This window comes from Motilibacter deserti, assembly GCF_011250635.1.
GTDB classification, from domain to species: domain Bacteria; phylum Actinomycetota; class Actinomycetes; order Motilibacterales; family Motilibacteraceae; genus Motilibacter_A; species Motilibacter_A deserti.
The window spans coordinates 1-6,999 of the sequence record NZ_JAANNP010000093.1; the positions used below are offsets into that span (position 1 = coordinate 1).

6 protein-coding genes and 1 pseudogene are annotated in these 6,999 nt (G+C 73.7%); 6 read left to right on the top strand and 1 reads right to left on the bottom strand.

What is annotated here, in order from left to right; translation table 11 throughout:
* From G9H71_RS20135 to G9H71_RS20155, 5 genes and pseudogenes are all read left to right on the top strand, one after another.
* Positions 1-482, top strand: a pseudogene (locus G9H71_RS20135) (acyl-CoA dehydrogenase family protein); the annotation flags it as partial.
* Between the two features lie 5 nt (positions 483-487).
* Positions 488-1,789 carry an aspartate aminotransferase family protein gene (locus tag G9H71_RS20140; protein ID WP_331273147.1) on the top strand — a complete coding sequence of 434 codons (1,302 nt, stop codon included), beginning with the start codon at positions 488-490 and terminating at the stop codon, positions 1,787-1,789.
* A gap of 6 nt (positions 1,790-1,795) precedes the next feature.
* Positions 1,796-2,236, top strand: a complete 441-nt coding sequence (locus tag G9H71_RS20145; RefSeq protein ID WP_166284574.1) for a type II toxin-antitoxin system RatA family toxin — start codon at positions 1,796-1,798, stop codon at positions 2,234-2,236.
* Positions 2,233-3,264, top strand: coding sequence for an SDR family oxidoreductase (locus tag G9H71_RS20150; protein WP_166284575.1), 1,032 nt, complete (start codon positions 2,233-2,235; stop codon positions 3,262-3,264). Before G9H71_RS20145 ends, G9H71_RS20150 begins: the two co-directional genes overlap by 4 nt.
* 127 nt (positions 3,265-3,391) lie before the next feature.
* The gene (locus G9H71_RS20155) at positions 3,392-5,575 is read left to right on the top strand and encodes an MMPL family transporter (protein ID WP_166284576.1); all 2,184 of its coding nucleotides are present in this window, start codon (positions 3,392-3,394) and stop codon (positions 5,573-5,575) included.
* A gap of 70 nt (positions 5,576-5,645) precedes the next feature.
* Here the strand turns inward: G9H71_RS20155 and G9H71_RS20160 are convergent, their stop codons facing one another.
* A complete protein-coding gene (locus G9H71_RS20160; RefSeq protein WP_166284577.1) occupies positions 5,646-6,209 on the bottom strand; it encodes a dihydrofolate reductase family protein in 564 nt (187 codons plus the stop codon).
* Positions 6,210-6,482: 273 nt separating this feature from the next.
* Between G9H71_RS20160 and G9H71_RS20165 the strand changes: the two genes are divergently transcribed.
* Positions 6,483-6,999 (top strand): hypothetical protein (locus G9H71_RS20165; protein ID WP_166284578.1); only part of this gene is annotated, 517 nt, incomplete at its 3' end.

A 6,999-nucleotide genomic window follows, 5' to 3' on the forward strand; every position in this document is an offset into this window, starting at 1 on the left:
CGGGCTCGATGGACCCGATCGTGACCATGGGCTTCGTGTGGTTCGCGGTCCTCATGGGCGCGACCTACTCCGGGGTGCTGACGAGCGTGGTCGAGCTCGCGAGCGAGGGCGCCCGCCGGAAGGCCTCCTCCCCGACGGGGCCCGTCGCCCCGCTGGTGGGCAGTGCCGCTCGCGAGGTGCTGGCCCTGACCGGCGCCACCCAGTGGCTCGCCCGCGCCTGGGAGGAGGGCCACCTCTCACCGGACGCCGCGCTCGCGGCGGCCATGGGCGTCCGTGCGACCGCGAGCTCCGTGCGGGACCGCGTCTTCTCCGCGCTCGCGCCCGTCATCGGCTCGCGGCTCTACACCTCCGGCCAGCAGGCGGCCGCGCTCGCCCTCGACTCCCTCGCGGTCCACCACCACCCGCCGGCGCTGCTTGTCTGCGACACCGGCGTCGGCGCGGCCTGCCTCGGCGCCCCGATCACGTTCGAGCTCGAGAAGTGACCGCCGTGTCCCCGCCCCTCGCCACCGCCTCGGCTGCGGACGGCCCGCCCGTCGATGCCCGGGCCACGCTCGCTAAGGTGCGGCGGCACATGTCGCCGGCCCAGGCCCGCGGGCAGAAGCTGCTCGCCGCCGGCGCCGTGGAGGAGTGCGGCAGCGGGGCCGAGGTGGTGCTCTCCGACGGCCGGGCCGTCGTCGACTTCGGCAGCTACGGCGTCGGCCTGCTCGGGCACCGCCACCCCGAGGTCGTGGCCGCCGTGGCGGGGGAGCTGGCGCGGATGACGACGTCCACCCGGGTCCTCGCCAACCCGCGGACCGCCGCCCTCGCCGAGCGGCTGGTCGGCCTGCTCGCCCCGGAGCGGCTGCCCCGGGTGTGGATCGGGCAGAGCGGCGCGGACGCGGTGGAGTGCGCCCTGAAGCTCGCGCGCGTCGCCTCGGGCCGGCCCCGGATGCTCGCGGTCGAAGGGGCCTTCCACGGCAAGACGCTCGGCGCGCTCTCCGCGACGTACTGGCCGAGGTATCGCAGCGGCCTGGAGCAGTTCCTGGCTCCGACCACTCACCTGGACCCGGCCGACCCCGACGCCGCGGCCCGCGAGCTCGCCCGCGGCGACGTGGCGGGCCTGGTCTTCGAGCCGGTGCAGGGCGAGGGCGGGGTCCGGGTGCTCGACGCCGCCGTGCTGCGGCGCTGGTCCGAGGACGTGCGCGCCGCCGGCGGGTTCGTGGTGTCGGACGAGGTGCAGGCCGGGCTCTTCCGCGCGGGCCCGGCGTCCTTGGCGCTGCAGTGGGGCCTCGAGGTCGACGCCGTGCTGTTCGGCAAGCACCTCGGCGGCGGAGTGCTCCCCCTCTCCGCAGCCGTGTGCTCCGAGCGCCTCTACGCGCCACTGGCCGCCGACGCGTTCCTGCACACCTCGACGTTCGGCGGCCACCCGCTCTCCTGCGCCGCAGGCCTGGCCGCGATCGACGTCACGCAACGGCTGGCTGACGTCACCGGCCTTCCCGAGCAGATGGAGGCCGCGCTGCAGGCCGTGCGGCGCCGCCACCCCGACGTCGTCACCGCGGTGCGCGGCCAGGGGCTGCTGTGGGGCCTGGAGATGAGCAGCCCCGCGACCGCCGGCTCCGCGCTCGTGGACCTCACCGAGCAGGGCCTGCTCGTCTCACCGTGCCTCGGACGCCCCGAGGTGCTGCGCCTGCTGCCCCCGCTCGTCACGACGCCGGCCCAGCTGCGCCGCGCGATCGAAGCTCTCGACGCCGCGCTCGCGGTCGCCGAGTCGTACGTAGACCTGCCGGACCCCCAGCCCCGCAAAGGATGACGCGCCATGCCCACAGTCGACGTCGAGATGACGATGCACGCCCCGGTCCAGCAGGTGTGGGACGCGGTGGTGGACGTCGAGTCCTACCCGAGGTACATGGAGACCGTGAAGTCGGTGAAGGAGCTGCGGCGCCTGCCCGACGGGTCGCGGGAGACCGAGTGGTCGGTGCTGCTCAAGGGCTCCACGCTGGAGTGGGTCGAGCGTGACGTCGTCCTCGAGGGCGAGCGCAAGGTGGTCTTCGAGCAGACCGACGGGGACCTCGAGGTCTTCGAGGGGGAGTGGACGGTCACGGAGCAACCCGACGGGACGGTGAGGGTGCGCCTCTTCGTCAACTTCGACATCGGCATCCCGCTGCTGTCAGCCATGCTCAACCCGGTGGCCGAGCGAGCTCTGAAGGAGAACTCGCGCACCATGCTTCAGCAGATCGAGAAGCGGGTGGCGGCATGAGCCCCCGACGGGTCCTCGTCACGGGAGCCGGCGGGGTGCTCGGCACGGAGCTCCTGGAGCAGCTGCGGGCGGTGCCCGGGCTCGACGTCGTGGGGGTGACGTCGCGCGGGGACGCGGAGCGCGGCGTGTTGCGCTGGGCCATGGGACGCGAGAACGCCCCGCCGGGAGCGCAGGGCCCGTGGGACGTCGTCATCCACTCCGCGGCCAACACCAAGTGGAACCTGCCGGCCGAGCAGGCGGTGTCGGCGAACGTACGCCCGACCGAGGCGCTCGCGCAGGTGCTGTCCGCGGGCACGCACCTCGTCCACGTCTCGACCGCGTACGCCGGCGGCCACTTCGGCTCGGTCGAGCCGACGGCGGTCGAGGCCTACCGCAACACCTACGAGTGGTCCAAGGCGGCGAGCGAGCGGCTGGTGCGCGAGCTGCACCGGGGCCCGCTGACCATCGCGCGCCCCCCGCTCCTGGTCGGGCGGCGCAGCGACGGGCACGTCGCGCGCTACAGCGGCGTCTATCTCTTCTTCAAGGGCATGGCGAGCAGCACGGCGCCGGCCGTCGTCGGACACTCTGACGCGCTGCTCGAGATCGTCCCGGTCGACGACACGGCCCGGCGGATCCTGCAGCTGGCGCTGGGGACGCCGCCACCGGCGCCGGTGGTGGACGTGATCGGTAGCGGGGGCGCTGCCCCGACCGTCGCGCAGGTGCTCGCGCTCGGCCAGAAGGTCATGGACGAGCTGCGCGCGGAGCACGGGCTCGCGCCGCTGCCGCCGACCCCGCTGCTCGACGCCCGGCGCTGGGAGCGGTTCTACCTGCCGTTCGCCCGGCAGCACTTCGACGCGAAGCAGTCGCGCGTGCTCGACCTGCTGGGCGCCTTCATCCCCTACACCACCATCCGCCACCCCATCGAGGTCACGCACGTGGTGCCCGACGTGATGCCGGCGTTGCGCGTGGCCGTGCGGGCCTGGGCCGAGCGGCACCGTGCCCTGGTGCTCGCCGAGCCGGCGCCCTGGCAGGCCGAGGCGGTCGCCTGACCCGGGCGTCCGCGCTCGGACAGCCCGACCGGGCTCGATCCGCCGGGGCGCAAGGCGGCCGTTGCGCGCCGAAACGCCGTCGCCCTCGCGAGCGATCCGCCCTACCCTGCTCCCGAGGGGGACGAACATGGACATCCTGACCCGGCTTGCCTACCTCGTCATCCGGCGGCGGCGCACGGTCGTCACGGTGTGGGTGCTGCTGGCGGCCGCCTGCGCCCCGCTCGCGCTGGCGCTGCCCGACCGGCTCGGGCCGGGCGGGTTCGACGTGGCGGGGTCGCAGTCGTACCAGGTGCAGGAGGCCCTCGGCCGCGACTTCGACGGCGGCGCGGCCGACCCGGCGGTCGTGCTGCTGCGCGGGGAGGACGCCGCGGCGGCGGTCCCGGCCGTGACGGCGGCCCTCGAGGACGTCGAGGGCGTTCTGGCCGTACGCCCCGGCCTCGGCTTCGGCGGGCAGGAGGCCGGGCCGGGCCGGGCGTACCTCAGCGTCGCCCTCGCCGGCGGGCAGGACGACCAGGTGCGCGCCGCCGAGCGCGTCGTCGAGACGGTCGACGAGGCCGTCCCCGCTGGCGTGACGGCGGACGTCGGTGGCCGGGCGGCGCTCTACGTCGACGTGAACGCGGTGTCGAAGAAGGACCTGGAGCGGGCGGAGATCGTCAGCTTCCCGCTGACGCTGCTCGTGCTACTGCTGGCGTTCGGCAGCCTCGTCGCGGCCGGGCTGCCCGTGCTGCTCGGCGTGGCCAGCCTCGTCGTCACGCTGGGGCTGCTCTACGGGCTCTCCCTGGTCTCCTCGCTGAGCATCTATGTCACGAACACGGCTTCGGTCATCGGCATCGCGGTCGGCATCGACTACGCGCTCTTCGTCGTCACACGCTTCCGGCAAGAGCTGCGGCACGGGCTCGGGGTGGAGGACGCCATCGCGCGGTCGGTCGCCACCGCCGGGCGCGCGGTCGCGGTGTCGGGGCTCACGGTCATGGTCGCGCTCGGCGGCCTGTTCCTCGTCGACGTCGCCGGGTTCCGCTCGATGGCCATCGGCTCGATGGTGGTCGTCGCCCTGGCCGTGGCGGCCGCGCTCACGCTGCTGCCCGCCGTGCTCGCGATGCTCGGCGGCCGGGTCGACCGCTTCACGCTGTTCCGGCACCGGCCGACCACCGGCGAGGGTGGCGGGTGGTACCGCTGGAGCCGGCTGGTCATGCGACGGCCGGCGCTCTTCCTGGCCGGAGTGGTCGCGGTGCTACTGGCCTGCGCCGTGCCGCTGCTGGACATCCGTCTCGGGCAGCCGAGCGCGAGCACGCTGCCCGAGGGGTCGGGGCCGCGTACGGTCATGGAGCAGGTCCAGCAGGACGTCGGGCCCGGCGCGGCCGGCCCCGTCGAGGTGCTCGTGCCCACGCCCGCCGGCGCCGGCTCGGCAGCGGGCTCCGCGGCCCTGCAAGCAGTGGCGTCGCGCGCGGAGCAGGTGCGCGGCGTCGTGTCGGCCACCGTCGCGGGGGCCAGCCGCGACGGCACGGTCGGGCGCGTCGTCGTCCTCGGCAACTCGGTGACGCAGTCGGCGGAGGGCCAGGAGACCATCCGGCTGCTGCGGGACGCGCTCGTGGGCGCGCACGACCTGCCTGCGGGGGTCCTCGTCGGCGGCCAGGGGGCGAGCGACCTCGACCTGACCTCGCGGGTGAACTCGCGCCTGCCCTGGGTCATCGGGACCGTGCTTCTGCTGTCGCTGCTGCTGCTGACGGCCACGCTGCGCTCGCCCGTGCTGGCGGCCAAGGCGGTGGTGATGAACCTGCTGTCGGTCGGGGCGGCGTACGGGCTGATGGTCGCCGTCTTCCAGTGGGGCTGGGGTGCGGACCTGCTCGGCTTCACGTCCGAGGGACAGATCCAGGCGTGGGTGCCGCTCTTCCTGTTCTGCGTGCTGTTCGGCCTCTCGATGGACTACGAGGTGTTCCTGCTCTCGCGGATGCGCGAGGAGCACGCACGCACTGGCGACAACGAGCAGGCCGTCGCGCTCGGGCTCGAGCACACGGCCCGCACCATCACCTCTGCCGCCCTCGTCATGGTCACGGTGTTCGCTGCGTTCTCCTCGAGCCGGCTGCTGGCGTTCAAAGCCATGGGCTTCAGCCTCGCAGTGGCCGTCCTGCTGGACGCGACGCTGGTGCGCATCGTGACCGTGCCGGCCCTCATGCGGCTGATGGGGCGGGCGAACTGGTGGACACCGCGCTGGCTGGACCGGGTGCTGCCGCGGCTGGAGGCGGTCGCACCGCCTCCAGCCGTCATCACGTTGCCGGACGTCGAGGCGGCGCGGACGACGTCGCGCACCTGACGCCACGGGAGATTGCCGTCGGAACGCCGGGTCATGCGCGGGAGCGCTCCCGGAGGGGGCAGCCGGGCGCTCAGCGCACGACGTCGTACACGAGCTTCGTGATGCCGTTCGGGTAGGTCTCGGACTCGAGGACGCGCAGCATCTGCTTGTCCTTGTCGGCCTGGCTGAAGAGGCGCTTGCCCGCGCCGAGCAGGACCGGGAAGACGAGCAGGTGGTAGCGGTCCACCAGGCCGGCGTCGGTGAGCGCGCGGGCCAGCGTGGCGCTGCCGTGCACGGCGATCGGGCCGCCCTCGGCCTGCTTGAGCTCGGCGACCTCGTCGAGCGAGCGCAGGATCGTCGCCGGCCAGCGCTCGTCGTCGGACTGCAGGGTGGTCGACACGACGTAGCGCGGCATCGCGTTGTAGCCGGCGAACTCCTCCATCGTCGGCCACACCGGCGCGAACGCCTCGTAGCTGACGCGGCCCAGGAGCAGGGCGGTCGTCTCGTCCTGCTCGCGGCCCTTGAGCTCGTACGCCGCCGGGTCGAACTCGATGTCCTGGAAGGTCCAGCCGGAGTTGCGGTAGCCAGGCTCACCACCGGGCGCCTCGACGACACCGTCGAGCGACACGAAGGACGTCACGATCAGGGTCCGCACAGCTCTCCTCCTAGAGACGCGGTCGAACCGCTGATCATCCGGCCCGGGAGCCCGGCTGTCCACCACCCGGCGTCGCGTGGGATGAGCGACACCGCCGGATGGAAAGCCTCAAGCGCGGACGCGCGGCGGCGATGAGCAGGGTAGGTCGACACGTGCGACCGCGGAGCACTACTTCTGTGGTACGCCCCGCGGGGCCGGGGCGACGCGCCGGACCGCCCGGCCCTGCAAGCGCCCGCACGGGCGGCGCAGCACCGCGAAGGACATCCACACCACATGCACACCCCCCGAACGCAGCGGATGCGCAGCGTGGCCTCCGTGGTCGCCGCGGCCGCGCTCGGCGCCGGCGCTCTCGTGACCGTTGCCACCCCGGCCTACGCCGAGACCTCCTTCCGGTGGGGAGTGATGGAGGTCCACGCCCTGGGGACGGTCGGCTACGGCGACGACGGCGTCATCGACGTCTCCGGCGTCACGACGCTCGGCCTGGCACCGGACGCCGAGGACTTCGCCCCGCTGCTGAAGGTCGTCGGCGACATCAAGCTCGAGATGGCATCGGACCAGATCTTCACGGTCGACGGCAGCATCACCGACGCCACCACCGGCGAAGAGAAGCTGCTCTTCGCCGACGACGACACCGACCGCTCGTTCTCGGTCAACGACCTCGTCTCGGGCAGCGGTCAGCCCGTCTCGGGTGCCCAGTCCATCGAGGCCGCCGACGTCCAGTTCACCCCCGGGCTGATCAAATTTGGCCCCACCGACTCCGGGCAGCTGTTGCTCCAGGGCCGGCTGCAGC

What these genes read in the sequence shown, in the direction of transcription:
- G9H71_RS20150 (WP_166284575.1), top strand. Translation starts at nt 2,233, where the DNA reads ATGAGCCCCCGACGGGTCCTCGTCACGGGAGCCGGCGGGGTGCTCGGC.
- G9H71_RS20155 (WP_166284576.1), top strand. Translation starts at nt 3,392, where the DNA reads ATGGACATCCTGACCCGGCTTGCCTACCTCGTCATCCGGCGGCGGCGC.
- G9H71_RS20145 (WP_166284574.1), top strand. Translation starts at nt 1,796, where the DNA reads ATGCCCACAGTCGACGTCGAGATGACGATGCACGCCCCGGTCCAGCAG.